The sequence below is a fragment of the Erythrobacter sp. SN6-5 genome, from assembly GCF_057364945.1.
The window spans coordinates 662,707-689,144 of record NZ_CP200282.1 but is presented as its reverse complement, the minus strand read 5'-3'; the positions used below and the strand labels follow the sequence as shown (position 1 = coordinate 689,144).

The following is a 26,438-nucleotide window of genomic DNA, read 5'->3' as shown; positions in this document are numbered from 1 at the left end:
AGGAGCGATCAATGGCGATTTTGATACTGATTGTGATGGGCGCGCTGCTGGGCTGGTTCGCGTCAATCCTGGTCCGCACAGAGGAGGCGGGCGGCATCTTTCGCAATATTGGGCTGGGTCTGTTGGCGAGCGCGATTGGCGGGCTGTTTATGAACGGCGGCGCGCTGTTTGGGGCGCTTGGCTGGATGGCGCTGGGCGTGGCTGCGCTCGCGGCGCTGGTCGTGCTGGCCGCCTATAATCTCATCTTCGTAGTAAAGTTTTAGAGAATAGTAGTTGTGGCTTGGTCGCGGAGCACGGTTCGCGATCAGCGGACCGCAAGGCCGACTGGCCGCCCGCAGGGCCGATTAGGCCCGAGGATATCGCGAACGCGGATGCATTTGCGGAACACTAAGAATCACACAGGATCCGCATTGCTCCCGCGCCCACCACGCAGATGATATTCCTGTGATCCGCGGTTCACCACATTGTCGACATCGATCACCGCGCTGTTGGCATAAGTGAAGCTTGCCGCGAGGCTGCGATAAAGTCGGTCAAAATCGCGCTCCACCGTTTGACGGTAAAGATCCTCAAAGCTTTCAATTACGAAATAGGTAGGTTGCAGATCGCTGATCACATAGTCGGTGCGCATTGCCCGATCGACATTGAGCATGATGCGGTTGGGGCTCTTCGCTTCGGTCGCAAACACCACCTCTGTGGGGCCGGACAAAATGCCGGCACCGTAAGCCTTAATGCCGTCTGTCTCTTCGAGCAGGCCGAACTCGACCGTGTACCAATAAAGCGCGCCCAGCGCCTTTAGACGGTTATAGCGCATCGCCTTCCACCCGGCACGGCCATATTCCTGCATGTAATCGGCGAACACGGGATCGGTCAGCATCGGCACATGGCCGAATACGTCGTGGAACACGTCGGGTTCCTGAATGTAGTCAAATGTCTCTCGCGTGCGGATGAAATTGCCCGCTGGGAAGCGGCGATTGGCAAGGTGCCAGAAGAACACGTGATCAGGGATCAGCATTGGCACAGGCACAACCGTCCAGCCCGTCAGCGCATTCAATTCCTCAGACAATTTGCCAAATTCCGGCACGCCGCCGCGCCCCAGATCGAGCTTCTCAAGGCCCGCCATAAAGGCGCTTGCCGCGCGCCCGGGCAGAACCTTCATCTGCCGCGCAAACAGATCGTTCCAGATCGCGTGATCTTCTGATCGGTAATGCGCCTGCACAGGCTCAATCCAATCCTCACCCAAATGGTCAGGTTTCTGGAGCGGCGCGGTAAAAACGTCCTCCGGCAGATCGGGGAGGCGCGCAAAATCGGTTTCGGGTTCGCTTAGTGTAGCCATAGCCTTCAGATTTGGACTACCACCGCGATAGTGCAAGGGTAAATCGCTCAAGAGAGGCAGGCGCATGAAGGGTAAGGAATTTCGCGAGGCGCTGGAGCCGCTGACGGAAGAGCTGGTTGGAATGGCGCGCTGGGCGCGCACGACAGGCGCGCGGATCGTTGTGTTGTTTGAGGGGCGCGATACCGCTGGTAAAGGCGGCGCGATCCGCGCGGTGCAGGACAAGCTCAACCCGCGTCAATGCCGCACAGTCGCGCTGAGCAAGCCGACCGAGGATGAGCAGACACAGTGGTATTTCCAGCGCTATATTGCGCATCTGCCCTGCGCCGGTGAAATCGTACTGTTCGATCGCAGTTGGTACAATCGGGCGGGCGTTGAAGATGTGATGGGCTATGCGAACAAGGCGCAGGTCGCCGCCTTTATGGAGCAGGCGCCAGTGTTTGAAAAAATGCTGACCGATGGTGGCATTCTTCTGTTCAAATACTGGCTGACAACCGATCAGGAACGGCAGGAAGAACGCCTGGCCGAGCGGCTGGAAGATCCGCTCAAACGCTGGAAATTGTCGCCGGTCGATCTGGCCGCGCGTGAGAAATACGACGATTACACCCGCGCTCGCGAAGCCATGCTGCGCGCGACCCATACCGACAACGCACCGTGGACCTTGGTTGATTTCAACGATCAGAAACGCGGGCGGCTCACACTGATTCGCGATCTGCTCGACCGCTTGCCGGACACCCATGTTGAGCCGCCAGAGATCGACTTTCCGAAACTAAGCAGCGCGCCCAAGGCGGAGAGCTACGGCGTGATCGAGCCGATTGCCGACTTTCCTGACTAGGATTGACAAAATCGCTCCATGATATAATTATGATATCATATTTATATCAGAGGAGGCATGATATGTCCGATACAACCAACATTATGACCCGCAGCAGCGAGCGAGCGGGATCTGCCTACAATGGCTACGTCATGCTCGCAGTGCTGGCGGTGGTCACGGCCTTGGTGCTCTTCGTTATCTTTAGCGTGGTTCCAGAAAGCGGCGCAACCAAACCAGAAAAGCTGGCATTTGTTGGCACAATCGTGCTGGGGATTCTGGTTGTTTTGATCGGTTCGATCGGTTTTTTCATGATCCAGCCCAATCAGGCGGCGGTGATCACTCTGTTTGGCGAATATCGCGGCACGGTGCGCGATGAGGGCCTGCAATGGGTCTGGCCATGGATGATCAAGAAGAAAGTCAGTGTGCGCGCCCACAACATTCACTCCGAAAAGGTCAAGATCAACGATCTGCGCGGCAATCCGATTGAGGTCGCCTGTAATGTCGTGTGGCGCGTGTCGGACAGTGCGCAGGCAGTGTTTGATGTCGACGATTATAAGGAGTTTGTGAACATCCAGATCGAGGCGGGCCTCCGCACTGTGGGCGCGCGCCACCCCTATGACGATATGTCGGACGAGGATGAAACAACTCTGCGCGGCAGCGCCGATGTCGTGAACGCTGAGCTGCGCGAAGAGCTGAATGAGCGGCTGATCGTTGCCGGGATTATCGTCGATGAAGCGGGCCTTACTCACCTCGCTTATGCCCCAGAAATCGCGGGCGCCATGCTGCGCCGTCAGCAAGCCGATGCGGTGATCGCCGCGCGCAAGAAGGTGGTGATTGGCGCGGTTGGTATGGTCGAGGATGCGCTCGGCAAATTGTCTAGCGACGGCATCGTCGAGCTAGATGATGAGCGGCGTGCGGCCATGGTTTCCAACCTGATGATCGTTCTGTGCGGCGACCGCGAAGCACAGCCAGTGGTCAACGCAGGCACGCTTTACCAATAAACCGTGACAACGGGAGGCAGCCATGGCTGCACCGAAGAAAAAGGCTTTTGCGCTGAGACTCGATCCGGCGGTGCATGCGGCGATAGAACGCCTCGCTGCCGCCGAATTACGCTCAGCCAATGCTGAGATTGAAATGCTCCTGCGTGAAGCTTTGTCGGCGCGCGGGATCAAGCTGGAGCGCAGCGAGCCGCCCCGCCGTGGGCGGCCGCCAAAGCAAAGCTAAGGCGCGATTATGTGCTCGCCTTGGCCTTGGTGACTTGGCGACCATCCGCAGCAAAGGCACCCATCTCATAGCCATCATCGGATCGCCGCATCACCAGGTGTAGCGGTTCATCGGCAATAGCTGGCGAAGTGCCGCGAAAACTGAAACTGCGCAGAATGTTTTCGCCCAGCTCGCGCGCCGCCAATTGCAGCAGCAAGGAGGCGGTTAGCGGCCCATGCACGACCAAGCCGCGATAGCGCTCCTGAGCTTCAGCGTAGGGCGCATCATAGTGAATGCGGTGCGAGTTGAAGGTCAGCGCTGAGTAGCGAAACAGCAGGCGCGGATCGGGGGTAAGCTCCCGGTGGGCGTCCCACTCGGCGGGATCGAACGTGCCCTTGCCGAGCGGCGGCGGCGATACCGGTGCGTCTACCGGTGCAGCCTCACGGTAAACCAAGGTCTGAGTTTCGCTGACGGCGAGCGTACCATTAGCGCTCGCCTCATGCCCGACATTGACGAACACCAGCTCTCCCGACCCGCCTGATTTTACATCCACGGATAGAATGCGGCTGGTGCGCGCAATGCTGGCACCAAGGGGAATTGGCGAGATGAATTTGATCGCGCTGGAGGCCCACATTCGGCGCGGCATTGGAACCGGCGGCAGGAAGCTGTCCATGCTGTCATCGCGGGCCGGATGGCCGTCCTCTCCCAGAGTTGCGGTTGGCGCGTCCGGAGTGCAAAGCGCGAGATGGATGCCTTGGGGAAGAAGTTTTGGAATCCCGAGCCGCCCGTGCCCTCCACCCTTCCACCCGGATTGTGTCCCGGTAGGCTCCGGGTGGAAGGGTGGAGGGCACGGGCGGTTCGGGTCGTCCAACATAAAAGTCGCCAACCAGCGTGCAGCCAATCCCTCATCCAGCCGATCAGAGCTGCGCTGCTCGCGCCCGACCCATGCCTCATATCCGCTCATTAGGCGGCGCGCTCAAAGACAGCAGCGATGCCTTGCCCGCCGCCGATGCACATCGTCTCGAGGCCATATCGTGCGCCGCGCCGGTGCATTTCAGCGGCCATATCGGCAAGAATTCGCCCACCGGTCGCGCCAATCGGATGGCCGAGCGAAATGCCTGAACCATTGACGTTGAGGATCTCGCGGCGGCTATCATCCTCTGACCAGCCCCAGCCTTTGAGCACCGCGAGCACTTGCGGCGCGAAGGCTTCGTTGAGTTCCACGAGGTCAATGTCGTCCCAGCTATAGCCGCGCCGTTCGAACAGGCGCTGCGTCGCTGGCACGGGGCCAATGCCCATGCGGCTCGGGTCGCAGCCCGCCGCGGCCCATCCGCCAAACCACAGGCTTGGCTCTAGGCCCAATTCTTCAAGCTTGTCCTCGGCCACTACAAGACAGGCGGCCGCTGCGTCGTTTTGCTGGCTGGCATTGCCGAGCCGTGACGATGGCGTCTGGATCACGCTTCAGATCGAGCGCGCGCAATTTGGCCAAACTCTCTTCGGTGGCATCGGCGCGAAAGCCTTCGTCGCGCGCAACGATCACAGGGTCCCCGCGCCGCTGCGGCACATCAACCGTCACCAATTGCTCGTCAAACTTGCCCGCCTCCCATGCGGCGGCGGCGTTTTGGTGGCTGCGCACGGCATAGGCATCTGCCTGCTCGCGGGTGATTTCATAGTCCTTGGCTAGGTTTTCCGCCGTTTCGATCATCCCGGTGATCACGCCAAAGCGCTCGATTGGTTGGCTCATTAAACGTCCGCGAGACAGGCGATCATGCAGGGTGATGTCGCCCATTCGCGCACCGCCGCGGCCCTGAATTGTGTAATGCTCTACGTTCGACATGCTCTCGCACCCGCTGCGGCGACCACGACGTCGGCCATGCCGGTTTCAACCATCATCGCCGCATTGGCGACCGCTTGCAGGCCTGATCCGCAGCGCCGATCCAGCTGATATCCTGGCACTTCCAATGGCAAGCCCGCTGCGAGCCAGGCCCAGTGCCCAATCGCGGGCGCTTCGCCATTGCCGTATCCTTGGGAAAATACGACATCATCGACCCGTGCCGGATCAATCCCGCTACGTTCCACCAGCGCCTTGAGTATGACTGCGCCCAATTGCCCGGCATCCAGGCTGGATAGACCACCCAGAAACTTGCCCACGGGGGTGCGAAGGGGCGAAACAATGGCTGCGCGGCGGGTCATTAGCGGTTCTCGTAATTGGCGTTTGAATCGGACAAAGCGACGGTTCCTGCATCCACCAGCTTAGCAATAGCGCCCGATGACAGGCCGAGCCGGTCGGCGAGCACTTCTTCAGAATGCTGGCCAAGGAATGGCGCGGGCGCGGGGTCTCCGGCTTGATGCTCCGGCATATTCGCAAAGCTGCGGGTCGCCGGATATTCGAAGCCCGATGGGTTCGTAGGCGAGGGGCCGAACAGCGGATTGTCGTCCACCAGCATCGGATCGGTTGAGGCCTCGTGGTGCGAGCGGTATTTCTCGAAGGTGCAGCCTTCGGCAGCCATGCGGGCGGAAAGCGCTGGATAGTCTTGGATTTCCGCGGCGCTCTGGAACAGGTCAAACAGGCGGTGGCGATTCTCAAACCGCGGCCGGTCGCCAGCCTTGAAATCAACGCCCAATTCCTGCTCAAGCGCGGCGATTGGCGTCGCCACATCGAATGCCTTGACCAGGCTCGGCCCACTGCTTGGGAGTGAGTGCGGCAACCATAAAGCGGGTGCCGCATTTGGTTTGAAAATCGCGTCCAAACGCACCCCAGATCGCATTGCCCAGCCGCTCGCGATCCGATCCGCGATAGAGCATTTCCGCCATGGTGCCCGAATTTGCCATCGTCCCAATCGCGACATCGCCCAATGGCACGCGCATCTCGGCCCCTTGCCCTGTTGCGGTGCGATTATGAAGCGCTGTCATCAAGGCAAAGGCTGAATAGGCCCCGGTGATAAAGTCCCATGCTGGCAGCGGCTGGCTGACCGGAGGTGCGGTCTTCGCATCCCATTCCTCCGGGCCTGTCATCAGCGGATATCCCGCGGCTGCGTTGACAGTAAAATCCATTGCCTGCTGACCATCGTGCCAGCCCATGATGCGCACGCTGATCATATCGTCACGTTTCGCCTGCATCGCCGCGTGGCTGAGAAAGCTCTTTTCCGGCAAATTGGTGATGCATTGGCCGGTCTTCGCGGCAAGCTCGACGCAGAGCTCGCGGCCCTCGCCGCTGCGCAGATCGAGCGCGACCGATTTCTTGGCCCGGTTGAGGTTCTCCCAGGAAAGACTGCGCCCTTCTTCGGTCAGCATATAGCGGTCGTAATCGAGCCCGCCCGCCGTGTGATCGACGCGGATCACCTCGGCCCCCATTTGCGCGCAATATAGGCCAGCGGTTGGCGATGCGACAAAGCTGGAGACTTCGACGATCGAGAGGTCATTGAGGAGTTGGTACATCGGGTTAGAGCTTAATCCTATGTCTTGTTCCGATCGGCTCGCTTGCGAGCCGCAAGGGCGCCTGCCCGCCCGCAGCGATGCGACCTTCAGGTCGCGTAAGCGAGGAAATCGCGCGCCGGATGGCGTGCGGAAACAAAAACTCAACCATTCAAACTTTCCCATTCGCGCAGCATATGCTTGGCGATCTGGAGCTGGAGAATTTGCGTGGTGCCTTCGTAAATCCGGTAAATCCGCGCATCGCGGTAAAATCGCTCTGCGTCATATTCAGCGAGGTAACCCGCGCCGCCATAAATCTGCACGACTCTGTCCACCACACGGCCACACATCTCCGATGCGAAGACTTTGAACGCGGCCGCCTTGGTGATGATATTCTCGCCGCGATCCGCGCGTTCGGTCACATCGCGCATCATGCATTCAGCGGCATAAATCTCGGTCTCGCTGTCGGCCAGCATCGCCTGGATCAGTTGAAAGCGGGCAATCGGCTCGCCAAAGGCCTGGCGTTCATTGGCATAACGTAGCGCAGAATTGAGCGCGCGCCGGGCATAGCCGGTTGCCGCCGCGCCAACAGAAATGCGGCCATTGTCGAGGCTCTGCATCGCAAAGCGAAAGCCCTTGCCGGTTTCCCCGCCCAGCAAAGCGTCGCCGGGCACTTTCACATCATCTAGCATGATGTCGGAAATGTGTGATCCGGACTGGCCCATCTTTTTGTCCGGCGAACCGGTTGAAATACCTGGGCTGTTCATCGGCACCAGAAATGCACTGACATGGGCGTTTTTGGGCAGGTTGTCTTTTTCGGTCCGCGCCATGATCAATGCGACATCGGCATGCGGTGCGTTGGTGATGTAGCGCTTGGTGCCATTGAGCACCCAACCATTGCCATCGGGGTCTGGGGTTGCGGTGGTTTGCAGACCGGCGCTGTCGCTGCCCGAACCAGGTTCGGTCAGGCCAAAGCAAGCGATCTTGCCTTCGACCAGCTGCGGATACCATTCGGCCCGCTGCGCCTCGGTCGCGCCGTTCTTAAGCGCGCTCGCAAACATGCCGACATTGATTGAGAAGATTGAGCGATAGGCGGGCGCCGCATAACTCATGGCGTTTACAACGCGGGCATATTGCCGGGTGTTCAGACCAGCACCGCCATATTCTTCAGGCACGGAAATCCCGAACAGGCCCATCTCACGCATCTCATCGACGATCTCTGGCGGGATTGCGTCGTTTTCGATCACATCGTTTTCGGCCGGGATCAGGCGCTCTTTGACATAGCGGTCGAGCTGCTCGGCAAATTGCTCAAACGTATCGTGATCCATCCCAGCATTGGCTTGGCCTGCACTCATTATCGAAATCGTCCTTTGGCGTTTATGCGATCGGGCTATTGCGGGTTATCGCCTGTGCTGTCGTCCGCGCTTTCGCCATTTGCTTGGGATGGGTCTGGAATGTCAGGCGCGGCGGTTGGCAGCACCTCTGGCGGCAGGCGGCGTTCATCCAGCATTTCTGCGGCTTCATCGAGCGCCTGGGCCTCGCCTTCGCTTACCGCGCCGGGCCCCGTATCACCGCTCTCACCGCCACAAGCGGCCAGAGCCAGCGTGAACGGTGCGCAGATCGCGGCGCGGGAAAATGGGAAGCGGGCGGCGGCGCGGCTGCTTTCGCTGCTTCTGGCCAAGGCCCACTTCCCAATCATTTTGAGCGGATTACTCAGTAACAGCTTCAGCAGCATTCTCGGCCGCGTCCACCACTTGATCCAGGCTCGCGCCGGCTGCTTCGGCTGCTTCGGCGGCTTCAGCAGCGGCTGCTGCTTCGTCGGCTACCACTGCGGCTGCGTCTGCTGCTTCGGTGGCGGTTGCCTCGTCAACGGCGGTATCGGCTGGATCGACTTCTTCTGCGACCGCCGCGGCATCTTCAACCGGCTCTTCTACGATTGGCTCAAGCGCTTCATCCGCTGGCATTTCAACCGTATCGGCGGTTGCATCCACCGATGCGTCGTCCGCGCTGCCGCAGGCGGCGAGTGCGAGAGTGGCACCAGCCACTGCGATCATGCTTGTCAATTTCTTCATGGGTTTTCCTCCTGAGTGACCCTGATTTGTTTTGGTAGGGCGCGTCCCCACCTTTGCCCGGCGCTGGTGTAGCCGCCTGTGCCCCTGCTCGCCAAGCGCGAATTCAACATTCTGGCCGATAGTTGTACCGCGCAGGGACGCCAAGTGATTGCTCGGCGGCGCTTGGCGAAGGCGCTGCTATCCTCACGTTCATGAACTACAAACTTGCTGCATCCGCCCTCGCCCTCGCATTATGCGCTCCTTCCGCCGTCGCTCAGCAGGCTGGCGGGGACTTCACCATTGTCGAGACCGGGCGCTCCTACAATTCGCTGCAAAGCGCCGTGAGTGCCGTCGGATCGGGCAAGGCGACCATTTCAGTTGCTCCTGGCAATTACCGCCAATGCGCCGTTCAGGAAGCTGGCGTGATCACTTACACAGCGGAAAAGGCAGGCAGTGCCGTCTTTGAGCGCAGGGCTTGCGAAGGTAAAGCGGCGCTGGTGCTGCGCGGCAATGGCGCAGAGATTCGCGGGCTGACCTTTCGGGGCATTTCAGTCGCTGATGGCAATGGTGCAGGAATCCGGCTGGAACGTGGCAGCCTCAACATCGCCTATTCGAGTTTCGAAGACAGCCAGCAAGGAATTCTCACCGCTGATGACGCTCGGGGCTTCATCTATATCGCCCGCTCGACCTTTAGCGGGCTGGGCACATGCGAACATTCGGCAGGCTGTGCGCATTCGATTTATGTCGGCAATTATGGCGAGCTGTCGGTGGTCGACAGCCGATTCGAACGCGGAACTGGCGGGCATTATGTGAAAGCACGGTCTGGGAAGGTGACGATTCGAGGCAATTCGTTCGACGATGCGAGTGGGCGCGGCACCAATTATATGATCGACCTGCCAGCCGGCGCGCGCGGCACGATCACCGGCAATTGGTTTGTGCAGGGCCGCGATAAAGAGAATTATTCAGCCTTCATCGCGCTCGGTGCGGAGACAGTCCTGCATCCGTCCGATGGCTTGCGGGTCCAGAACAATGAGGCGCGCTTTGTGCCCGGCCTCAGCCGATCCAGCACGTTTCTGGCGGACTGGACCGGATCAAAGGTGGTTATGTCTGGCAACCGCTTGATGGATGGCGTGACGCAATATCAACAGCGCTAGGGCGCTGGGCGCCTGGGATCATCCAAATGCGGGCGCGTATTTAACCTCGCCTTTGGGCAACTTGCCTTCCAGCAACAGGCATTGGAAATATTCCGCTGGCCCGCCAGCATAGGTCAGCTGTGGCTCATGCTTGAAGCCAAAACGCGGATAATAGTCCGTACTGCCGATCAGAATGATACCGCTCGCGCCGCGCTCTCGCATGTCGGCAATACCGCGCCGGATCAGCCGCCCACCAATATCCTGCCGCTGCAGTTCAGGCCGCACGGCGACCGGGCCTAGGCCATACCAACCGGTGGCCGCGTCGGTGATGGTCACCGGTGAAAAGGCAATATGGCCGACGATCTGCATGGTATCCTCGGCGACCAGTGACAGTGTCAGATCGCCGTCATCGCGCAATTGATCGATAATGCGTGGCTCGCTGCCATCGCTGAAAGGCATCGGGCGAAAGGCTTGCTCTGTGACCTCATGGATCGCGCCTTGATCGCCGGGTGCCTCGGGGCGGATTGTGATTGCGGTCATTTCAGCAAATGCCCTGATTTGTCGCGCTTGGTCGCCAGATAGCGGGCATTGAACGGGTTATCGGGCAGTTGGTGCTGCACACGCTCGCTGATTGTGACACCTGCTGCTGTCAGCGCCTCAACCTTGCGCGGATTGTTGGTCATCAGCCGAATGGTGCGCGCGCCAAGCAATTCCAGCATTCGCGCCGCGATCGGGAAATCGCGCGCTTCGTCGGGCAGTCCCAGGCGCTCATTGGCCTCAACCGTGTCAAATCCGGCGTCTTGCAGGCTGTAGGCGCGCAGCTTGTTGATGAGGCCAATCCCGCGGCCCTCTTGCCTCAGATACAGCAGCACGCCCCAGCCGCCGGATGCGGCTTCTTCGGCCATGGCGGCCAGGGCCGCGTCGAGCTGAGGCCCGCAATCGCATTTGAGGCTGCCCAGGATATCGCCAGTGAGGCATTCAGAATGAAGTCGTACCAGCGGCTGTTTGTCGCCGCTTTGCGCGCCAATGATCAGCGCCACATGCTCGCGTGTATCGGCGCTGGAGCGGAAGGCGACGATCTCCGCCGTATCGCTGGCGTTCACCGGCAGCCGCGCCCGGGTCGCGATGCTGAGCGCGCCTGTGGCGGAATAATGGGCAAGGTCGGATGCAGCGATACCTTGCGCTTCGCCAGCATTATCTGGATTGACCAGGAAGGCGGGCAATATCCCTGCGATCCGCGCCAGTTCGAGCGCGGCAGCGGCGGTCTCTTCCCAGTCCAAGCTCTCCGCGCGGAAGGGCCCCTTCAGCGGGTTGTTAAGATCTAGCGCCGGGTCCGCAATCGGCAAAGCCTCTCGCAGGCTGAATGAATCTCCACCGCAGATCAGGACCGGGGCGTGCGGGACAGCGGCAGCACGCTGATTGGCGAGCTTCAGGGTCGCTGCCCGTGCCGCCGAAATCAGCATTTGCGGCGCAGTGGCGTCTCGCGCAATCGCGGTTTCCACCGGCAGCAAGACCGGCCCACCGGCAAAGGCCAAGGGCCAGCCATGGCGCAAGGCATCGACCGCTTGCGCCGCGCGCCGAGCGGGTGAGAGATCGGAGGCAGGCGCCTCGCTCAGAACGAAAACTCTGTGATTAGCGGAATGTGATCAGACGGCTTCTCCCAGCTTCGCGCATCTTCGACGATGCGGTGGCCGGACGCCTTGGCCGCCAGCGCCGGGCTGGCCCACATATGGTCAAGCCTGCGCCCGCGATCATTCTTGCGGTAATCGGGCGAGCGGTACGACCACCAGCTATAGTAACGTTCTGGGTCTTTGATAAACTCGCGCCCGACATCGACCCATTGATGGGCGGCCTTGAACTTGTCTAAGGTATCCACCTCCAGCGGTGTGTGGCTGACGACTTTCAAGAGCTGTTTGTGTCCCCACACGTCGCTTTCCAGCGGAGCGATATTGAAATCGCCTACGATCATTGTCGGCTGCTCAATCGAGCCAGCCCAATCGGTCATGCGGGCTAGAAAATCGAGCTTCTGGCCGAATTTGGTGTTTACTTCGCGATCGGGGACATCGCCGCCCGCGGGCACATAGACATTGTCGAGGCACATCATGGCGTTGCCCTCTGGCGCATCGAGCAGCTCAACGCCGACATGGCGCGCCTCGCCATTGGCCTGCCAATCGTGCCGCGAATATTCGCGTAGGGGCACGCGGCTGATCGTGGCGACCCCGTGATAGCCTTTCTGCCCGTGCACCGCGATATGTTCGTAACCTAGCTTAGCCAGCGCCTCAGCGGGAAACTGATGCTCCTGACATTTGATTTCCTGCAGGCACAGGACGTCGGGCGAATGCTCGGCAAGAAAGCGCTCAACTTGGGGCAGGCGCAGGCGGACAGAATTGATATTCCAAGTGGCAATAGAGATCATGCGCGCAGGCTTAGGCAGAGCTGGGCACAAAATCTAGCGTGTCTGTTTATGAACCCAGCCAGTCCGCACGCATGGCTCGTCTCAACAACAGGCGACGCCTCGTCTCAACAAGAAACGCCAGCTTTCATTTTACCGTCGCAATGAAACGCGATAGCGAAGGTCGAGATTTTCCTGAGAGGTCCAATTATGAAACTCACCCGCTCGCTCAATCTGCTGATCACTGGGGCTGCGCTCTCTTTAGGCGCATGTACCTATGCTGATGGATCACAAGGGGTGGTGAGTACGCCTACACCGGTGGCCGCAGATGAGGCTCCTGCGCCCAAGAAAGCCAAGAACGTCATCCTGTTCATCGGCGATGGCATGGGTATCTCGACGATCACTGCCGCGCGGATTTATGCCGGGCAAAAACGCGGACAATCGGGCGAGGAATATGTCCTGCCGTTTGAAAAGTTCGACAATGTCGCGCTGGTGAAGACCTATAACACCAACGCGCAGGTGCCCGATAGCGCGGGCACAGCCACCGCAATGCATTCAGGGCAAAAGACGAAAATCGGTGTGCTGGGCGTAGGACCAGATGTCGTTCGAGCCGATTGTGCGTCGGGCCTTGCCAATCCCTTGCCTCTTCTGGGCGAAGAAGTGAATCGGCGAGGCCTTGCTTTGGGCATCGTTTCCACCGCGCGGATTACGCATGCGACGCCGCATGAGTGTCTATGCGCGCAGCGCCGATCGCAATTGGGAAGCGGACAATGGCATTCCAGAGGATCAACGCGGGCTGGGATGCGATGATGTCGCGACGCAGTTGATTAACGCCGATTTTCAGGTGGCGCTGGGCGGCGGGTCTGCATTGTTCTTTGGAGATGGGGTTGAAGATGGGAGCCGCCGGTTGAACTCCAATGCAAACCTTCCGGCTGACTGGGTCGCTCGCACCAGCGGCACCCTTGTACGCGATGCTGCTGGTTTGGATGCAGCGCCAAAGGACAAGCCGGTGCTTGGTCTCTTTTCGCCCAGCCATATGACATACATGGCAGAGCGGATGGACGGCAGTGACAAGGGCGCGAGCGAGCCAACCCTGACCGAAATGACTAGCCAAGCTATTGCGCGGCTTAAGTCTGATCCGGATGGTTATTACCTGATGGTCGAAAGCGGGCGGATTGATCACGGCCACCACGCGGGCAAAGCGGGATTTGCTTTGGAAGAGACAGTCGAATTCGCCAATGCGATCCAATATGCAATCGACAATACCGATCCGGAAGAAACGCTGATCATGGTGACGGCGGATCACAGCCACGTCTTCACCATCGCTGGTTATCCGAGGCGCGGGAATGACATTCTTGGCCTCGTTGTCCCGCCAGAGAGCGGCGGCGCTGAAGTGGCCGAGGCGGCAAAGGCGGAAGATGGCAGGCCTTATACGACGCTTGGCTATGCGAATGGACCGGGATCTATCGCAAACCTGGCCGAACGCCCGATTCCAGAAACAGGCATCAATGCGCGCCAGCAATCCGCAATACCGACGGGTAGCGAGACCCACGCTGGTGAGGACGTGGCGCTTTATGCCCAAGGCCCCGGCGCAGACAAAGCGCGCGGCGTGATCGAACAGAACGTTGTGTACGATATCATCCGCAGCGCCTTCGGCTGGGAATAAAGCAGAAAGATATTTGGCTTAGGCGCCAGCGTGAATTGTGAGCCGTTGGAACCGGCGCGCAGCGCACTTTTTGTGCGTGAGCACCGGAAGCCGAACGGCTTGTAATTCGCAGCAAGCATAAGGCGAATAGAAAACAAAAAACCCTCACCCCGGGGGCAATGGGGCAAGGGTTCCATGTGAGCGTTCGTCACGCTTGTACAAATCAGCCTGAACAAGGGTTGGGGCAACAGGGGGGAAACCCGCCCTCAACTGATTTGCAAAAGAAAATTACGCCTATTCGCCTTACAGGTAAATGAATATGTGCCGGGCTTTGTCGTATTCCTACAACTAAACGCGGTCAAACCGTTCAACCCGGTCGACGAGATGATTTGCGTGGATCTCTAAATCTGAATGCGCTGTCAGCAACCGACATGCCATAGCGATGATTCTTTAGCCGAACAGTAGTTCGGTGATTCTGCGAATCAAGCGCGACCCAATGGGTCAACTGCCATCCACCAGGTGCGGTGCCGTCGCGAACAAAGATCATATTGATCACGCCAAATTCAGGCCGCTTTGGATCGCGCACTTCGACGCTGATCACATCGTCATTGCCGGTTGGCATCATCTTGCCGAATTTTTTCACATCGCGGGTGGGATCTAGCAGCGCACCGAGCGGCGAATTTCTGATCGGCCAGCGTTCGACCTGATCAACGGTATAATCGATCAGATAGAGCGATTTGCCGTTGGAGACGACGAGCAGGTCGGTCCCCTTCTCATATTCGAAGCGGATTTTGCCCGGCCGTTTCAGCGTCATTTCGCCCGCGATCACATTGCCCTGACGGTCAATTTGCGAGAAATCGGCCTTCATGGTTGAGATCGCGCGCAATGCGCCGACGGCCACATCAAGATCATTCGCTTGTGCATAGGCAGGCGGTGCAGGGGCAAAGCTGGTTTCTGCGGGCAAGCCAAAAGCGGCGGCAATTGCTGCTGCGCTCGCGGTAGCGGCGGCGAAGGGCTTAGAAAATCTAAAAAGGTTCATGCTCATAACCCCTGCGAGTAATGCGTTGGCGTTGAACTGCGGCTGAACTGAGCATTTTGCAAGCGCTTAAGCGGGATACACGCGGTCAGCCGGGCCTAATAACGCAAAACCGCGCCAAAGCGCGGTCATGGGCGCCGTATGCGGGGCGCATCCGCTAAAGGTCTGGAGTACCGCAGGCCGCCTGATCGGCTACGATCAGCTGGAGAGCCGCGGTCAGAAGCTTACTTGATTTTGGCTTCTTTGAATTCGACATGCTTACGAACAACCGGGTCGTACTTACGGAACACCATCTTTTCGGTGATGTTGCGCGGGTTCTTTTTGGTCGTGTAATAAAAACCCGTGTCGGCGGTCGAGACGAGCTTGATCTTGACGGTTGCGGGCTTCGCCATCGCGTTATCCTAATTCTATCTGGTGGGCCCACCCAGGCAAACGGGTTTGAGCCGAAAAAAATCAGGCGACGCGCGGAGCATCGCCTTGCAAGCCGCGCCATTTATCGATTCACCGCCCAGAGTCAAGCAAATCTGACTATTCGGCGCGGGCGTGAGCCTACCAATCAGAGCGGCTGGGCTTACCGCGATTGGCCTTCACTGTGCCGCGCGCTTTCTTCGATTTGAGCCGCTTGGTCTTGCCCACCCGGTTGAGCCGGGTTTTGGCTCGCCGCTTGGGCTGCTTATGGGCCTCTTCCAGCAGGCTTTCCAGCTTCTCTCGGGCTAGGCCGCGATTGGCCTCCTGCGTGCGATGTTCGCGCGCCGTGATCAGCAGTTCGCCGGCCGCCGTCAGCTTGCTACCCGCGATTGTTCGGAGCCGCGCAAACACCGGCGGGGGCAGGCGCAGAGCGTAAATATTGACGCGCAACTGCACTTCGGTCGCGACCTTATTGGCGTTCTGCCCGCCCGGGCCAGAGCCTGCGAGGAAGCTCTCCTGCGCCTGGGCGTGCGCGCGTTCGAGCAGATCTTTATCCATCGTCCTGTTCGGCGTTGATGGTGGGTTCGGTGACCTCGGGCGGAGCGGGCGCAGTCAGGCCAGCACGCACGAAATCCTCCGGAAATGGAGCATGGGCGGTGATCGTCGGCTTGGTGCTGCGCGCAATGCCAATGGTTTCAGCGTGCAGCATGGTGCGGCCTGCGCCCTTGTTCTGCCCGCGCACCGGCCCGTAAACCGGATCGCCCAGCAACGGCGCGCCCAGGCCCAGGAGCGCGTGAACCCGCAATTGGTGCGTGCGCCCGGTCTCTGGCCGAAAGCGGATTAGAGAGCGCTGTTTGTCGCCCTCGCCAATTGTCTGCAACACCTCCCAATGCGAGATAGCAGGCTTGCCCTTTTTCGCCGCGATCATGCGCCAGCCCTTTTCAGCCGAGCTAATCTTAGACAGCGCCAGTTCAATCGTGCCAGAGTTTTCCGCTGGCACCGCGTCGAGCACCGCCAGATAGGTCTTAGAAACGGCGCGATCTTCAAACGCCTTGTTGAAACGCTTCAACGCCTTGGGATTGCGAGCCAGCAGTAAGCAGCCGCTGGTGTCTGTATCCAGCCGGTGAACCGCATGCGGCAATCGCTGAAATCCCAATTTCAGCTCATCAAGGTGATCGAATAGGCAGGGTCCGCCGCGCCGCGGACGATCCACTGGCAGGCCGGCAGGCTTATTGATCACTAGGGCCTCGCCATCTTCGAACAATATCGGGAGCATTGGGCAGGGCGCCTTTATGAAAGTTTGAGCCGGGCTGGGTTTAGCCCGCGCAAGGCATTGCCTAGCACAAAACCATTTTCGAGATCGGCAAGTGTGAGTTCCGTTTCGACTGCTCGGCCTTCAGAGATCAGATGTTGGCGCAATATTCCAGGCAGCAGGCCGAGTGTGGCGGGCGGGGTCAGCAGCACACTATCCTTATCGCCAGTGTCTTTTGCCACAAAGACATTGCTGAAACTGCCCTCTGTCACGAGGCCATCGTCACGCACGAAGATGGCTTCATCTGCGCCATAAGCGCGTGCGGCAGACAGCCCGTCTTCGTAAAAGCTGCGGTCGGACGTCTTGTGCGACAAACGCCAGTCTGACGGATCCAGCGGCAGCGGTAGAGCGATGCACTCAAACCCCTTGCCTTTGGGCGCAGGCAGCGGCCCTGTTTCCAAAGCAAGCGAGCCTAGCCGAGAGACCAGTAGGCGAACCTTGCACGCGGTCTCCAGATCAAAACACAGGGCCTGAATCTGATTGCGCGCCGCGTGGCGATCAAATGAAAAGCCCAGCGTCGCCGCGCTCGCTTTCATCCGGCCCAGATGCAGCTCCAGCAGGTCGATCCCGCTTTCCGGCTCAAACCGCATGGTCTCAATCAGGTCCACTTGCGGGGCTGTGTGATCGGGTGAGGCGCGCCGCACGAACCCGGCTTTGACCTCGCTTTCGCGCCGCTCGGCGATCATCTCGCTATCGGCGACAATCGCGGAACCCACGCCCAGTACGGCATTGCCTTGTGCGTTCTCAATTGGGGTGAGGCGCAGGGTCCGAATGGCGACGTTGAAGGCAGCCGAGCCATCGGCATCAATCCTGCCAATTGCGCCGCAATAGGGCCCGCGCGCGTCTCGCTCATAATCGCCGATCAGCTCCATCGCGCGGATTTTTGGGGCGCCGGTGATCGATCCGCAGGGAAACAGGGCGCGCACCAGATCAACCGGGCCGTTCTCTGGTATCAGGCGGGCGCGTACCGTAGAGACCATTTGATGCAATGTCGGATAGCTCTCGACCGCAAAGGGCTTGTCAACCCGCACGCTGCCCGGCTCTGAAATACGGCTGAGATCATTGCGCATCAGGTCAACGATCATCAGGTTTTCCGCTTTGTCTTTCTCCGATGTCGCTAGATCATCGGCCAGCGCCGCATCGGACGCGGCATCATGCCCGCGCGGCCGCGTGCCCTTCATCGGTTTGGCTTTGGCATCTTTGCCATCGAGCGCGACAAACAGCTCTGGAGAGAAGCTTAGCAGCCAATGCGAGCCATCAAACACAATCCCACCATAGCCAGCGCTCGCCGCGCTGCGCAGCTGCGCATAGATCGCCAGCGGATCGCCGCGGTACGATCCGGCCAGCGGATAGGTGAGATTGGCCTGATAAATATCGCCTGCGCGGATCGCCTCCTGCAACGCCTCGAACGCTTTGGAGTATCCTCCGGGGGAAAGTCCGGGGTCGAGCGGACCGATCGAGGACGCGCCCGTGCCGCCTGTGTCAGTGCAGCTGTCCTCAGCGCGCATAGCCAGCCAGCCTGGCACATTGCCAGCGGGGATTTCCTCTGCCCTATCAAACAGGCCGAGCCACACCAGTGGACCGTTTGCACCGCTGCGATTGGCGGCGAGTTTGGCCAGTTTCGGCTCTAGCGCGTGGCCTGCTTCATAGGCAATGTAACCCGCCAGCTCGCCGCCTTGCTCAGCTTGCGCAGCGCGCGCATCAGTTAAGGCTCGCTCTACCTCATCCGGGCGGTAGGCGGCGAAAATCTGGCGGGGGTTTTCATATAGGCGCGCAGGCGCGGCGGCGGCGCCATCGGCATTTTCCTCGCGCGCATCGTCCAGCAGAATAAACGCAGTAGCCTCACCCATGTGCCCAGCCTTTAGAGCATCCACGCTTCAAGTCGACCACCTATGTCGCGGCATACGTCACTGCGTGCAAGCGACACCTTGACCGTTTGGCCCTCTCACTTCACACATTCGGTAAGACAAAATGATAAAAAGGGCGGTATCCGAACATGGGCGATATTCCAGGCGAAATCTTTCTGGGGCTGGGCAGCAATGGTGAGAATCAGCATCTCGCACTCAGCCGGTCGAACCGTCACGGATTGATCGCGGGCGCAACCGGCACGGGTAAAACGGTCACCTTGCAGGGCTTGGCTGAGAGCTTTTCTGCCAATGGTGTGCCGGTGTTCGTCGCTGACGTAAAAGGCGATCTGTCTGGCATCGCCATGCCCGGCAGTGCAAAGTTCAAACACGCTGACAAGCTTGAAGGGCGCGCCAAAGAGCTTGGCATGGACGACTATGATTATTCCGATAATCCGGTGGTCTTCTGGGATCTGTACGGCGAGCAAGGTCATCCGATCCGCACGACCATTTCGGAGATGGGGCCGCTGCTGCTTTCGCGCCTGCTCGATCTCAACGACACGCAAGAAGGCGTGTTGCAAATCATCTTCCGCCATGCCGACGATAATGGTCTGCTGCTGCTTGATTTCGGCGATCTGCAGAGCATGCTGCAATGGGCCAATGAGAACGCCAAGGAGCTCTCCGGCAAGTATGGGAACGTGTCCAAGCAATCGGTCGGCGCGATCCAGCGTCAATTGCTGAGCTTTGAAGCGCAAGGTGCGGATTACTTCTTTGGCGAGCCTGCGCTGGAAATCGACGACTTCTTGCAATGTGATGAAACCGGGCGCGGCATCGTCAACGTGCTGGCCGCCGACAAGTTGATGCGTAGCCCGAAACTGTACGCCACCTTCCTGCTGTGGCTGCTGGCGGAGCTGTTTGAGAGCCTGCCCGAGGTTGGCGATCCTGAGAAACCCAAGCTCGTGTTCTTCTTTGATGAGGCGCACCTGCTGTTCGATGATGCGCCCAAAGCGCTGGAGGAAAAGATTGAGCAGGTCGTTCGCCTGATCCGCTCAAAAGGCGTTGGCGTATTCTTCGTGACGCAAAATCCAATCGACATTCCCGAAGAGGTCGCGGGCCAGCTGGGCAATCGGGTGCAGCATGCCTTGCGCGCCTTCACCCCGCGCGATCAGCGCGCGATCAAGGCGGCGGCGGAAACATTCCGGATCAATCCCGACCTCGATGTCGAAGAAGCGATTACGGAGCTGAAAGTGGGCGAGGCACTGGTCTCGACCCTGGACGAAGATGGCGCGCCGACCGTGGTGCAGCGGACTTTGATCAAGCCGCCGCGTTCGCGCCTCGGCCCGGTGACCGCCAAAGAGCGCGCGATTATTCAATCGATCAGCCCGTTTGAAAACAAATATGACGAGGCGATCGACCGCGAGAGCGCAGAGGAAATTCTAGCTGCCAAAACCGCCGATGCCGCTGAAACCGCGCAGGAGGTTGAGGAGCAAGGCGAGGAAGAGGTGCGCAAGCGCCCGCGCAAGACCAAGAGCATGTGGGAAAAGGCATTGTCGCGCGGCACCAAAGTGGCCGCGGGCGGAATGGCAGGTGCAGCTGCCTCTGCAATTCTCGGCAAGAAATCGCGCGCCAACCCGATGAAATCCGGCATCAAATCTGCGGTGGGTTCCATCGCGACCGATCTGGCCGGGCCGGTGGCTGGGCGATTTGTGAGGAACCTTATCGGGGGCTTGATGCGATGAAGCTGGCTTTCACCCTATTCGGAATTTCGGCTGCGCTCTCCAGTTGTGCAACACCTGGTCCCATCGCATCCGATCCGGGCATAGCTGTAAACAGCGGACCGACTGCAGAGCGGTTGAATGGCGGCTATATGGTGGTTGCGGTCAATGGTAAGCGTGCATTGAGCAGCTTCAGTGTGCAATTTAGCCCATCTGAATATGGCGGCTATGATGGCTGCAACAGCTACTTTGGCCAAGGCCTTGCCAATGGCGCGCGATACTTCGCTGGTCCGGGTTCGCAGACACTAAAGGGGTGCACGGCAAACACCTCAAGGGGGCGTAGAATGCTGGCGCAGGGCCAGACGGTGGCACAGATAGTTGGCGGTGGATTTACGGCCCGTGATCTGGGCAATGGTCGGATCATGCTGATCTCTGAGCATGATGGTACTGTAACTGGTACCGTAACTATAGAAGGAGCTCTGCAAAAGGCGGAAGTAACAGCGTCTAACCAGATGCCGTTGTCAGGCACCACATGGGAGGCTTTTCTACTAAATTCAGAGCGATCAGCCTATACTAAAACGCTGGATAATCAATACCTTCGATTTAGTGACGACAGAGTCACCGCGAAGTTCAGCTGCGCCTCCTTCGTTGGTGGATACGTGCTGGATGGAAACCGGATTAGCATCGTAGATTTGGCTGTGACCGAAGGTGAAAATTGCACCAGCGCGGATGACATAAAGGACGCTGAATTTCGTGCCCTTTTGACCAGTGAGATGCGGTATTCCGCGACAGAAAATAGCATTCTGATCGGCTCGCCCGCAGGGGAGCTATACGGCGATAAGGAACGCCCGCTGGCCCGTTGACTCAGCGATCAAGCGGTTTTGAGAACGTGATTTTCGAACTTCAGCCGCGCAGGCATTTTGAATTGAAGCAGCGCTTCGCCGCCGACCGAACGCAGCATTTCTTCGCAGGCATCGCGGCCTGACCCCTCGAGCGAGGCGAGATAGTCGAGCCCGCGTTGCAGCATCCACAGGCTAAAGGGCACTGCGATGCGTTGACCACTGGTGCCCTCAATCGTGAAGTCTGCCATGCCAACCGCGCGGGGGATCTCCGTGTCCGGATTGGCGGCCAGCCACTCACCAAACATGTTCGCCACTTTCGCAAGATAGGGCACTTGCTCACCCATCATCCGCGCCAGCACCGGCAGCAGCGTCTCGGGAATTTCGTCATTGGACAGGAACTCGCCCGACAGCGGCGCCTTCACATCGACCATGCGGCGGACCCATTCGGCCACTCGCGGAGCCAATCGTTCCATAATCTCGCCCGATGCTGGGTCGCGGTAAAGGTGGGCATAGAGCGGCCCGATTAGGCCCAAATCCCCGATCGAGGGCCGCGATCCCAATAGGAAAGGATGCACCGCGAAATGCGCGTCCAAATCGGCCAGCAGTGCCTCATAGCTCGCCTCAACCGCCGGGATTGTTGCGTCATTGATGCCAAGCATAGGAACGAAGCCGCGGAACATGCTGCCACGCTCTTTGCCGGTCGCATATTGCTCCTCCGGCGTACCATCGGGCAGCGCGGTTTTGCCAAATTCGCCGTAAACCCACTCTTCGTTGTAGTTCCAGCGATAATGCATCGCCGGGATCACCAGCCATTCATCGCCAAAGCATTCGAGCAGCAGCGCGGCTAGTCGCTGGCGCGGCGTATCCGGATAGACTGACGGCCCGCCTTCACTGGCTTCAAAATGATCAATGATCAACGTGGTGTCCTGCAGGATCGAGCCATCATCATTTTGCATCACCGGGATTACCGGGCGCCCGACATTCGGAATGATGACCTTGGCATAGACATCCGGGGTGGAGAGCACCTCGGTGTAATCCACCTGCTTCCAATCGAGATAGCTGCGCGCCTTGCCGGAATAGAGCGAGATCGGGGCGGCGTAGAGAGTATGGGGCAAGGGGGGCACTCCGGTTGTATTGTTTGGTGCTATCCTTGCCCTGTGTTTTCGCCCTTTGGAAGCGCAATCTCTGCCCGCAGGCCCTTGACCGTGTCGCCCTCGCGCAAATTGGAAAGTGTCAGCGTCCCGCCGTGCTGTTCAGCAATGGCGCGCGCCAGCGTTAGGCCCAGGCCCGCGCCGCCTGTTGCGCGGTTGCGTGAAGTCTCACCGCGTGTGAAGGGTTCCATCATCGCCTCAATATCGCTCGGCGGAATTCCGGGACCCGTATCATCGACGCGCAAGATGATCGCTTCACCCTCATCGAGAAGAGAGACCTTCGCGCTCTTGGCGTAGCGCAGGGCATTGGCGATGAGATTGCGCAGCGCCCGCTTTAGCCATGTGACCTGCGCGCGCGCCACCAGGCGCGGAGGATCTTCGAGCGTGATCGGCTCGCCCAGATCCTCAAATTCTTCGGCAACGCTGGTTGTCAGTGCCGCCAGATCGACATCTTCAAAACCGTTGTTCACCCGGCCGACCCGGGCCAGCACCAGAATGTCATCCAGCGTCTTGGTAATGTCTTCAATGCTGTCCGCCATGCGCTCTCGCTGGGTGTCGTCGGGCACGCTTTCGATCCGCACTCTTAAGGCCGCTAGAGGCGTCTTGAGATCATGACCAATCGCGCCGAGCATCACGTCTTTCTCGTCGAGCAAGGCGGCAATCCGCGCCTCCATCGCGTTATGCGCCGCGATCAGCCGCCGCATGTCACCGGGCCCGCGTTCTTCCAGTTTCACCGCTTGATCGGGCTGGCGCGAAAAGTCACCGACCCGCGCCGTGAGTGCCGCCAATGGCCGGGTGATCCGCCGCAGCACGAAATAGAGCAGCGTAAACAGAATGGCGAAGATAACGGCAGTTTGCAGGAGGATCGTACCAATCGCATTGCGCGGTGCGCGCGGCTCTGGGACGCGGGCAATCAGCCATCCGGCCTCATCGGCGCGCTGGATGGCGGCAACCAATATCGGTCGTTCCTCCCATCCCGGTGAGCGCAGGCGAGGCCGATCCTGCATACGCTTTTTTACAAACGGATCATCACCCGCGATCCGCCGCGCGATGATGATATATCCGGCCTCAACATCTTGCTGGGTCAAAACCTCGCGCAGCGCGCTTTCATAATCGGGCAGTCGCGGTTCTTGGGCACCAATTGGAAGTTTTTCGGTGTATTCAATGCCCAGCCTGAATGGCCGCGCAAAGGGACGGCCTCCAGGTCTGCCTTCGCCGTCAGTGCGGCGGTCCCTTATCGGCAATCCGCGTGCGATCCGGTCTGCTCTGCGCGCTTCGCGGCGTGCTGCTCGGCGCGCTTCTCTTCCCGTCAGATCTGATCGTCCGCTTTCCGCCACCAGCTGAAACGCCAGCGCACTGACCAGGCCGGTTTCGCGGCGCTGCTCCGCCGCGCGGTACAGCAAGGCAGCGGATATCGCCTGTCCAGCCATCAGGCCAATCGCCAGCACGAGCATCACCTGGCCCAGCAGGCTTTGAGGGAGCAGGCGCTTCATGCGGGCGTATCGGATGCAAAGCGGGTGACCTGAGCGGCAAAGCGGTATCCTCCACCGCGCACCGTCAGGATCAATTGTGGATCGCGGCTGTCGACCTCGATCTTGCGGCGCAGGCGGCTGACCTGATTATCAACCGCTCGGTCAAATAAATGTGCCTCGCGCCCTTGAACCATGTCGAGCAATTGATCGCGGTCCAGCACACTGCGTGGATGATCGAGCAGAGCGCGCAGCAGCCGAAATTCAGCGGTTGAAATGGGCACGGTGATGCCTTCTGGATCGGTCAGCTTGCGCTTTAGGGGGTCAAGCGACCAACCTTCGAAGCTATAATGGAGATCCTGAGCATCTAGAGGTGCGGCAGGGCCCCGCTGAGCGCGGCGCAGGACAGAGCGGATGCGCGCGACCAGCTCCCGCGGTTCGAATGGTTTCACGACATAGTCATCCGCGCCCAGCTCCAGACCGACGATCCGGTCGGTCGGCTCCCCGCGCGCGGTTAGCAGGATGACGGGCAATTGCTGGGTTTCGACCATATGGCGGCACAGCGAAAGGCCGTCTTCGCCCGGCATCATGATGTCGAGCAGAACGATGTCGGGCTTGGCCTTGAGCAGCTCCGTGCGCGCGGCAGCGGCGCTTTGCGCTTCGGTGACGGTAAAGCCCTGACCCGTCAGATATTCGGCCAGCGGTTCGCGCAGGGTCGCCTCGTCATCGACGAGCAGGATCGAGGTGTGGGCCGGATCGGTCATAGTCTATGCCATGCGGGAATGGCGCGTGCCGACCCGCTGCGCAACTCGTAAGTGAGCGGCGAGCGGGCCGGGCCTTGTGCTTTGCGCCAATTCGCGGCGCTATCAGCGTGCTCCGCGACGTTCCTGACGCTGAGCGCGGCGGGCTTCGCGGGCAGCCTTGCGTTCTTCGGCGGTTATTGTGCCGGAGCCATCGGCGTCTATCCGGGCAAACCTGGCCTCAATCGCGGCATCAAATTCTGCGCGGCTAACCGCTTGGTCGTTATTGGTGTCGGCTCGGCGCATCATCCGCATCATGCGGTCTCCGCCTCGGCGTCCACCGCGCGCGGCTCTATCGCCTCCGTGCCGCGCACCGCGCCGTGCTTTGCGCGTCTCCTTGGCAGCGGCCATTTCAGCTTGGCTTACGCCGCCGCTGTTGTCGCTATCGAGTCTTGCAAAGCGTTTTTCGGCCCGCTTGGCTCGGCGTTCTTCGCGTTTCGCGTTTCGGGCCTCGCGCGCTGCGGCCATTTCGGCTTTGGACAGCTCGCCATCATTGTTGGTGTCGGCGGCGGCAAAGCGCTCTGCGCGTTTGGCTGTGCGATCTTCTGCGTTCAAAACGCCATCAGAATTGGCGTCCAACCTGGCAAAGCGCTCAGCGCTCTTCGCCTTCATTTCCTGCAATGAGACGACACCGTCGCCGTTTGCGTCTGCTTTGCCTTTGCCGCCGTGATGGTCGGCCATAGCAGCGCCTGCGCCGCCAATACCAAGTGCCAGTGCCGCAGCGGACAATGTGAGGGTGATCTTTTTCATGCGTATTGCTCCTCGTTGAAGGTCTATCAGAAGAGCCGCGGCGGCGCACTGGCTTGGCTCTTCGCAGGGAGGAAGCGAAGGCCCGCTATTAGCCAGTCCTTGGGGAAGGTTTGGCTTTTTACGCAGGGGTATGTCGCTCTATGCGTCCACCGCAGCTCATAAGACCCCTTCTAAGCCGTGCATGTCGCAGGATTATCTCGGATCGCTGCCAAATTGTCGCGCTTTGTATCAGTCACACCTGACTGTTCATCTCGCCGACAGTCTGCGGCTATGGCGCAGGCTCAACGAGTGCGGTGCTCAGTTCCCTCTCCGGCGGTGATGAAGATCGCGGTCGCTTCGCTGGTCACGTCTGCAGTGTGCCAGACACCCGGCGGATTGATCGCATATTCACCGGCGGTAAGCGGCACTTTTGCTATCTTCCCATCGGGAAACTCTTGGGTCAGCACCATCTGCCCAGCAGTGCAAATCACCACTTCGCTGCCCCTTGGATGCATTTCCCACACGTCCCAGCTTTCAGTAAAGCTGTGCTGCGAGACGAGCCGTCCCTCCGGCCCGTCCTCGCCATGCCGCGCGCCATAATCGGCATACCATTCCATGCCAGAAAAGGGTGGCTGTGGATGTGAGCTTGCGCCCAACCCCAGATGGATAAAGCTATCGCTCAATTTGCGCGCGGTCATGATATGCTCCTCCGGCTGAATTTAGCCGCCTTGGGTCATGCAAAAGACGTTGAGCTTATTGCCGTCAGGATCGCGGAAATAGCCCGCGTAAAAGCCATCATCGCCGCGCGGCCCCGGAGCGCCTTCGTCGCTGCCGCCCTTCGCCATTGCCACATCATAGACTGCCTGCACTTTTTCCGGGCTATCAACCTGCAATGCGACCATCGTACCATTGCCTGCGGTCGCTTCTTGCTCGTCAAATGGCTTGGTCGCGGCAACGCCCGGTGCGCCGCCCATCGAGCCCCAGGCGATGAATGTCTCAAATTCCATCATGCGGCCAACGCCAAATTGCTCTGCAATGGCGTCGTAAAACTCCGCTGCGCGCGGCAGATCATTGGTGCCCAGGGTTACATAGCCGATCATGATTGTTCCTCCTCAAAATGCGCGCATCGGCCCAGCACCAATACGACTCG

At 59.6% G+C, this 26,438-nt stretch carries 28 protein-coding genes and 2 pseudogenes; 9 read left to right on the top strand and 21 right to left on the bottom strand.

Annotation, left to right across the window (positions count from 1 at the left end; all coding sequences use genetic code 11):
- The first annotated feature begins 11 nt into the window (after positions 1 to 11).
- Positions 12 to 263 carry a hypothetical protein gene (locus AC0V6Z_RS03375; RefSeq protein ID WP_472639989.1) on the top strand — a complete coding sequence of 84 codons (252 nt, stop codon included), beginning with the start codon at positions 12 to 14 and terminating at the stop codon, positions 261 to 263.
- Between the two features lie 131 nt (positions 264 to 394).
- On the opposite strand, the gene phhA is transcribed toward AC0V6Z_RS03375, so the two are convergent.
- Positions 395 to 1,333 (bottom strand): phenylalanine 4-monooxygenase, encoded by a 939-nt coding sequence (phhA, locus tag AC0V6Z_RS03370; protein ID WP_472639988.1) that lies wholly within the window; start codon positions 1,331 to 1,333, stop codon positions 395 to 397.
- 64 nt (positions 1,334 to 1,397) lie between these two features.
- Here phhA and ppk2 point away from each other — a divergent pair, with 64 nt between their 5' ends.
- From ppk2 to AC0V6Z_RS03355, 3 genes are all read left to right on the top strand, one after another.
- Positions 1,398 to 2,165: a polyphosphate kinase 2 gene (gene ppk2 / locus AC0V6Z_RS03365; protein ID WP_472639987.1), complete on the top strand. Its 768-nt coding sequence runs from the start codon at positions 1,398 to 1,400 to the stop codon at positions 2,163 to 2,165.
- Between the two features lie 62 nt (positions 2,166 to 2,227).
- Entirely contained in the window at positions 2,228 to 3,145 is a 918-nt protein-coding gene (locus tag AC0V6Z_RS03360) for an SPFH domain-containing protein (protein WP_472639986.1), read from the top strand.
- Positions 3,146 to 3,167: 22 nt separating this feature from the next.
- Positions 3,168 to 3,368: a type II toxin-antitoxin system antitoxin gene (locus AC0V6Z_RS03355; RefSeq protein WP_472639985.1), complete on the top strand. Its 201-nt coding sequence runs from the start codon at positions 3,168 to 3,170 to the stop codon at positions 3,366 to 3,368.
- Positions 3,369 to 3,375: 7 nt separating this feature from the next.
- On the opposite strand, the gene AC0V6Z_RS03350 is transcribed toward AC0V6Z_RS03355, so the two are convergent.
- The 6 genes and pseudogenes from AC0V6Z_RS03350 to AC0V6Z_RS03325 form a co-directional block, all read right to left on the bottom strand.
- Positions 3,376 to 4,311 carry an HTD2 family dehydratase gene (locus AC0V6Z_RS03350; protein WP_472639984.1) on the bottom strand — a complete coding sequence of 312 codons (936 nt, stop codon included), beginning with the start codon at positions 4,309 to 4,311 and terminating at the stop codon, positions 3,376 to 3,378.
- A pseudogene (locus AC0V6Z_RS03345) lies at positions 4,311 to 5,540 on the bottom strand (acetyl-CoA C-acetyltransferase). Before AC0V6Z_RS03345 ends, AC0V6Z_RS03350 begins: the two are co-directional and overlap by 1 nt.
- Positions 5,540 to 6,785 (bottom strand): annotated as a pseudogene (locus tag AC0V6Z_RS03340) (CoA transferase). The pseudogenes AC0V6Z_RS03345 and AC0V6Z_RS03340 overlap by 1 nt, the downstream one beginning before the upstream one ends.
- A gap of 140 nt (positions 6,786 to 6,925) precedes the next feature.
- A complete protein-coding gene (locus AC0V6Z_RS03335; protein ID WP_472639983.1) occupies positions 6,926 to 8,116 on the bottom strand; it encodes an acyl-CoA dehydrogenase family protein in 1,191 nt (396 codons plus the stop codon).
- Between the two features lie 35 nt (positions 8,117 to 8,151).
- Positions 8,152 to 8,442, bottom strand: coding sequence for a hypothetical protein (locus AC0V6Z_RS03330; protein WP_472639982.1), 291 nt, complete (start codon positions 8,440 to 8,442; stop codon positions 8,152 to 8,154).
- 28 nt (positions 8,443 to 8,470) lie between these two features.
- Positions 8,471 to 8,833: a hypothetical protein gene (locus AC0V6Z_RS03325; protein WP_472639981.1), complete on the bottom strand. Its 363-nt coding sequence runs from the start codon at positions 8,831 to 8,833 to the stop codon at positions 8,471 to 8,473.
- 191 nt (positions 8,834 to 9,024) lie between these two features.
- Here AC0V6Z_RS03325 and AC0V6Z_RS03320 point away from each other — a divergent pair, with 191 nt between their 5' ends.
- Positions 9,025 to 9,966 carry a right-handed parallel beta-helix repeat-containing protein gene (locus AC0V6Z_RS03320; protein ID WP_472639980.1) on the top strand — a complete coding sequence of 314 codons (942 nt, stop codon included), beginning with the start codon at positions 9,025 to 9,027 and terminating at the stop codon, positions 9,964 to 9,966.
- Positions 9,967 to 9,984: 18 nt separating this feature from the next.
- Here AC0V6Z_RS03320 and AC0V6Z_RS03315 read toward each other — a convergent pair whose 3' ends face one another.
- The 3 genes from AC0V6Z_RS03315 to AC0V6Z_RS03305 all read right to left on the bottom strand — a co-directional run bounded on the left by AC0V6Z_RS03315 (position 9,985) and on the right by AC0V6Z_RS03305 (position 12,361).
- Entirely contained in the window at positions 9,985 to 10,485 is a 501-nt protein-coding gene (locus tag AC0V6Z_RS03315) for a GNAT family N-acetyltransferase (RefSeq protein ID WP_472639979.1), read from the bottom strand.
- Complete coding sequence (gene ribA, locus AC0V6Z_RS03310) at positions 10,482 to 11,480, bottom strand: GTP cyclohydrolase II (RefSeq protein ID WP_472639978.1); 999 nt, start codon at positions 11,478 to 11,480, stop codon at positions 10,482 to 10,484. Before ribA ends, AC0V6Z_RS03315 begins: the two co-directional genes overlap by 4 nt.
- 77 nt (positions 11,481 to 11,557) lie before the next feature.
- Positions 11,558 to 12,361 (bottom strand): exodeoxyribonuclease III, encoded by an 804-nt coding sequence (locus AC0V6Z_RS03305; RefSeq protein WP_472639977.1) that lies wholly within the window; start codon positions 12,359 to 12,361, stop codon positions 11,558 to 11,560.
- Between the two features lie 186 nt (positions 12,362 to 12,547).
- On the opposite strand from AC0V6Z_RS03305, the gene AC0V6Z_RS03300 reads away from it, so the two are divergent.
- Both AC0V6Z_RS03300 and AC0V6Z_RS03295 read left to right on the top strand, forming a co-directional pair.
- On the top strand, positions 12,548 to 13,147 hold the full coding sequence (locus AC0V6Z_RS03300) for an alkaline phosphatase (protein WP_472639976.1): 600 nt from the start codon (positions 12,548 to 12,550) through the stop codon (positions 13,145 to 13,147).
- A complete protein-coding gene (locus tag AC0V6Z_RS03295) occupies positions 13,062 to 14,003 on the top strand; it encodes an alkaline phosphatase (RefSeq protein ID WP_472639975.1) in 942 nt (313 codons plus the stop codon). Before AC0V6Z_RS03300 ends, AC0V6Z_RS03295 begins: the two co-directional genes overlap by 86 nt.
- 346 nt (positions 14,004 to 14,349) lie before the next feature.
- Here the strand turns inward: AC0V6Z_RS03295 and AC0V6Z_RS03290 are convergent, their stop codons facing one another.
- The 5 genes from AC0V6Z_RS03290 to pabB all read right to left on the bottom strand — a co-directional run bounded on the left by AC0V6Z_RS03290 (position 14,350) and on the right by pabB (position 18,588).
- Positions 14,350 to 15,021 (bottom strand): LolA family protein, encoded by a 672-nt coding sequence (locus AC0V6Z_RS03290; RefSeq protein ID WP_472639974.1) that lies wholly within the window; start codon positions 15,019 to 15,021, stop codon positions 14,350 to 14,352.
- 221 nt (positions 15,022 to 15,242) lie between these two features.
- On the bottom strand, positions 15,243 to 15,410 hold the full coding sequence (gene rpmG, locus AC0V6Z_RS03285) for a 50S ribosomal protein L33 (RefSeq protein WP_472639973.1): 168 nt from the start codon (positions 15,408 to 15,410) through the stop codon (positions 15,243 to 15,245).
- Positions 15,411 to 15,567: 157 nt separating this feature from the next.
- Positions 15,568 to 15,984 (bottom strand): alternative ribosome rescue aminoacyl-tRNA hydrolase ArfB, encoded by a 417-nt coding sequence (gene arfB / locus AC0V6Z_RS03280; protein WP_472639972.1) that lies wholly within the window; start codon positions 15,982 to 15,984, stop codon positions 15,568 to 15,570.
- Positions 15,977 to 16,702, bottom strand: coding sequence for an RluA family pseudouridine synthase (locus AC0V6Z_RS03275; RefSeq protein ID WP_472639971.1), 726 nt, complete (start codon positions 16,700 to 16,702; stop codon positions 15,977 to 15,979). The genes arfB and AC0V6Z_RS03275 overlap by 8 nt, the downstream gene beginning before the upstream one ends.
- A gap of 14 nt (positions 16,703 to 16,716) precedes the next feature.
- Positions 16,717 to 18,588, bottom strand: coding sequence for an aminodeoxychorismate synthase component I (gene pabB, locus AC0V6Z_RS03270; RefSeq protein ID WP_472639970.1), 1,872 nt, complete (start codon positions 18,586 to 18,588; stop codon positions 16,717 to 16,719).
- A 146-nt stretch (positions 18,589 to 18,734) separates the two neighbouring features.
- On the opposite strand from pabB, the gene AC0V6Z_RS03265 reads away from it, so the two are divergent.
- Together AC0V6Z_RS03265 and AC0V6Z_RS03260 are read left to right on the top strand one after the other, a co-directional pair.
- Positions 18,735 to 20,321, top strand: a complete 1,587-nt coding sequence (locus AC0V6Z_RS03265) for a helicase HerA-like domain-containing protein (RefSeq protein WP_472639969.1) — start codon at positions 18,735 to 18,737, stop codon at positions 20,319 to 20,321.
- Complete coding sequence (locus AC0V6Z_RS03260) at positions 20,318 to 21,160, top strand: META domain-containing protein (RefSeq protein ID WP_472639968.1); 843 nt, start codon at positions 20,318 to 20,320, stop codon at positions 21,158 to 21,160. Before AC0V6Z_RS03265 ends, AC0V6Z_RS03260 begins: the two co-directional genes overlap by 4 nt.
- 8 nt (positions 21,161 to 21,168) lie before the next feature.
- Here the strand turns inward: AC0V6Z_RS03260 and AC0V6Z_RS03255 are convergent, their stop codons facing one another.
- The 6 genes from AC0V6Z_RS03255 to AC0V6Z_RS03230 all read right to left on the bottom strand — a co-directional run bounded on the left by AC0V6Z_RS03255 (position 21,169) and on the right by AC0V6Z_RS03230 (position 26,388).
- Positions 21,169 to 22,254, bottom strand: coding sequence for a glutathione S-transferase family protein (locus AC0V6Z_RS03255; RefSeq protein WP_472639967.1), 1,086 nt, complete (start codon positions 22,252 to 22,254; stop codon positions 21,169 to 21,171).
- Between the two features lie 29 nt (positions 22,255 to 22,283).
- On the bottom strand, positions 22,284 to 23,783 hold the full coding sequence (locus tag AC0V6Z_RS03250; RefSeq protein WP_472639966.1) for a sensor histidine kinase: 1,500 nt from the start codon (positions 23,781 to 23,783) through the stop codon (positions 22,284 to 22,286).
- Entirely contained in the window at positions 23,780 to 24,523 is a 744-nt protein-coding gene (locus AC0V6Z_RS03245) for a response regulator (protein ID WP_472639965.1), read from the bottom strand. Before AC0V6Z_RS03245 ends, AC0V6Z_RS03250 begins: the two co-directional genes overlap by 4 nt.
- A 102-nt stretch (positions 24,524 to 24,625) precedes the next feature.
- Positions 24,626 to 25,309 carry a hypothetical protein gene (locus AC0V6Z_RS03240; RefSeq protein WP_472639964.1) on the bottom strand — a complete coding sequence of 228 codons (684 nt, stop codon included), beginning with the start codon at positions 25,307 to 25,309 and terminating at the stop codon, positions 24,626 to 24,628.
- 281 nt (positions 25,310 to 25,590) lie between these two features.
- Positions 25,591 to 25,986, bottom strand: a complete 396-nt coding sequence (locus AC0V6Z_RS03235; RefSeq protein WP_472639963.1) for a cupin domain-containing protein — start codon at positions 25,984 to 25,986, stop codon at positions 25,591 to 25,593.
- Between the two features lie 21 nt (positions 25,987 to 26,007).
- Complete coding sequence (locus AC0V6Z_RS03230) at positions 26,008 to 26,388, bottom strand: VOC family protein (RefSeq protein WP_472639962.1); 381 nt, start codon at positions 26,386 to 26,388, stop codon at positions 26,008 to 26,010.
- Positions 26,389 to 26,438: the final 50 nt, after the last annotated feature.